The 3,015-nt window shown below is 54.1% G+C and carries 2 protein-coding genes; both read left to right on the plus strand.

From position 1 onward, the window contains the following. The first annotated feature begins 5 nt into the window (after positions 1-5). Positions 6-1,853 (plus strand): aldehyde ferredoxin oxidoreductase family protein, encoded by a 1,848-nt coding sequence (locus tag ACEQU8_RS05885; RefSeq protein WP_171098111.1) that lies wholly within the window; start codon positions 6-8, stop codon positions 1,851-1,853. Beyond that, positions 1,850-3,015, plus strand: a 1,166-nt coding sequence (locus tag ACEQU8_RS05890) for an NAD(P)/FAD-dependent oxidoreductase (protein ID WP_370262226.1), incomplete at its 3' end; no start/stop codon positions are given. The genes ACEQU8_RS05885 and ACEQU8_RS05890, both read left to right, overlap by 4 nt.

Consider the following 3,015-nt stretch of genomic DNA (forward strand, 5'->3'; position numbering starts at 1 on the left):
TACAAATGGCATGGACCGGTAAAGTACTGCGCGTGAACCTGACAGCAGGCACCTGCACCAGCGAAGACTTGAGAATGGATTGGGCGAAAAGCTACCTTGGCCAGCGTGGTTTGGCCACCAAGTACTTTGTGGAAGAAGTGAATGCGAAAGTGGATCCACTTTCGCCCGAAAACAAGATTATTTATGCAACAGGCCCGCTGACAGGCACCATGGCCTCCACTGGCGGCCGCTATTCAGTGATCACCAAGGGCCCGCTGACTGGCGCAATTGCCTGCTCAAATTCAGGTGGCTACTTTGGCAATGAATTGAAGAGTGCTGGTTGGGACATGGTGATCATGGAAGGCAAATCGCCCAAGCCTGTGTACCTGCTAATTGAAAATGAAAGTGCGAAATTGATGGATGCTTCTGATCTGTGGGGCAAGAGCGTGTGGGACACCGAGCCTGCCATCAAAACCAAACACCAGGACCCGCTGATGCGTGTGTGCTCAATCGGCAAGGCCGGTGAGAACCAGGTGCTGTATGCAGCCATTGTGAACGACTTGCACCGCGCGGCTGGCCGTTCAGGCGTTGGCGCTGTGATGGGTTCCAAGAACGTGAAAGCAATCGCAGTGCGTGGCACCAAGGGCGTTGGCAATATTTCCAACCCCAAGGAATTCATGAAGGTGACTTACGAGAAGAAAAAAATTCTCGCCGAGAACGCCGTGACCGGTACTGGCCTGCCCACCTATGGCACCCAGGTCTTGATGAACGTGATCAACGAGATGGGTGCCATGCCCACCAACAATCACCGCGATGTTATTTTTGATGGCGCCAAAGACATTTCTGGCGAGAAAATGCACGAGCCCCGCAAAACCGATGGCAAGGCCAACCTGGTCACCAACCAGGCCTGTTTTGGTTGCACCATTGCTTGCGGACGCATTTCCAAAATTGATGAAACCCACTTCACCGTAGAAAACAAGCCGCAGTACCATGGTGCATCTGGCGGTTTGGAATACGAAGCAGCCTGGGCTTTGGGTTCATCGAACGGTGTGAACGATCTGGAAGCACTCACGTATGTGAACTTTCTGTGCAACGAGCATGGCATTGATCCGATTTCTTTGGGCGCCACTGTTTCAGCCGTGATGGAATTGTATGAAATGGGCGTGTTGACTGAAGCGCAATTGGGCTGCAAGGCGCCATTTGGTTCCGCGCAAGCATTGGTGAAGCTCAGTGAAGACACGTGCAATGGCGAAGGTTTTGGCATTGAAATTGGCCAGGGCTCCAAGCGCTTGACGGCCAAGTATGGCCACCCCGAATTGTCGATGAGCGTAAAGGGTCAGGAATTCCCGGCCTACGACTCTCGCGGTATTCAGGGTATGGGTTTGGCGTATGCCACTTCCAACCGCGGTGCCTGCCACTTGCGTGGTTACACCGTGGCATCGGAAGTGCTGGGTATTCCGGTGAAAACCGACCCCTTGGTGACCGATGGAAAGCCAGCTTTGGTGAAAGCATTCCAGGATGCAACAGCCGTGTTCGACTCAGCCGGTATTTGCGTGTTCACCAGCTTTGCCTGGACGCTGGCTGATGTGCAACCACAGGTTGCTGCTGCATGTGGCGATGAGTTCGACATGGCGAATCTGGAAACCATGGGTGAACGCATCTGGAACATGGAACGCCAGTTCAACCTGGAAGCCGGTTTCACCAAGGCTGACGACGACCTGCCTGCACGTTTGAAGAAAGACGCAGCGAAAGTGGGTCCTGCCAAAGGCCTGGTCAACGGCATCGACAAAATGCTGCCTGAGTACTTCGAGCTGCGTGGCTGGGACACCGAGGGTCGCCCAACTTCAGCAACACTGGAGCGCTTGGGGCTATGACTGTAACCACTCCAACACGGCACGTTATCTTGGGTAACGGGCCTGCGGGGGTGGTCGCTGCCGAGCAAATTCGCAAGCAGCGGCCACGCGATTCAATCGTGATGGTGGGTGCCGAACCGGAACCCCCATACTCCCGTATGGCTATTCCATACCTGCTGATTGGCAAGGTGGGTGAAAAGGGCACTTACCTTCGCAAAGACCCCGACCATTTCAAGAAGCAGAATATTCAAGAAATTCGCGCACGCGCCACCAGGCTGGACACGGCAGGCAAGAAAGTTCACCTGGACAATGGCGATGTGCTTGAATACGACAAGCTGCTGATTGCCACTGGTGCGCGGCCAATTTCACCCCCCATTCCTGGGGTGAATTTGCCAGGCGTACACCCTTGCTGGACACTGGAAAATGCACGGCAAATTATCGAGCTGGCCAAGCCCGGCTCGCGCGTGTTGCAAATGGGTGCGGGTTTTATCGGCTGCATCATAATGGAAGCACTGGCCTTGCGCGGCGTGAAGTTGACTGTGGTTGAAATGGGCAACCGCATGGTGCCCCGCATGATGACTGAAGGTGCGGGTTCCATGATTCGCGACTGGTGTATCAAGAAAGGCGTGAATGTGCATTGTTCAACGAAAGTTGAAGCCATTGAAGTGGGTAGCCAGGCTCAACAGCAAAGTCTGATTGAGAAAATTGGCTCTGCGATTGGTTTCGGCACGGCAGTGGCTGCGAAAGACGGTGCACCTTTGCGTGCAAAACTTTCAAACGGTGAAGTGCTGGAAGTGGACTTGGTGATTTCTGCCACGGGTGTGAAACCCAACCTTGACTTTCTCGAAGGCAGTGGCTTGCAGGTGGATCAGGGCTTGCTGGTGGACGATCACATGCAAACCAATATTGCCGATGTGTACGCCGCTGGCGATGTAGCACAGGTTCGCGATTTCTCAACCGGTGAGAAAACCGTGAACATGATTCAACCGGCTGCGGCTGATGATGCACGCATTGCCGCCCAAAACATGATGGGGCAGGGCACACAAACACAAGGCAGTTTGGCAATGAACGTGCTGGACACTTTGGGTTTGATCGCTGCCTCATTTGGGCAGTGGTGGGGTGCAGAGGGTGGGCAAAGCGTCGAGTTGCAAAACAAGGACGAATTTTCCTACATGCGTTTGGA

The sequence above is a fragment of the Limnobacter sp. genome, from assembly GCF_964228395.1.
Lineage (GTDB): Bacteria > Pseudomonadota > Gammaproteobacteria > Burkholderiales > Burkholderiaceae_B > Limnobacter.

What these genes read in the sequence shown, in the direction of transcription:
- ACEQU8_RS05885 (WP_171098111.1), top strand. Translation starts at nt 6, where the DNA reads ATGGCATGGACCGGTAAAGTACTGCGCGTGAACCTGACAGCAGGCACC.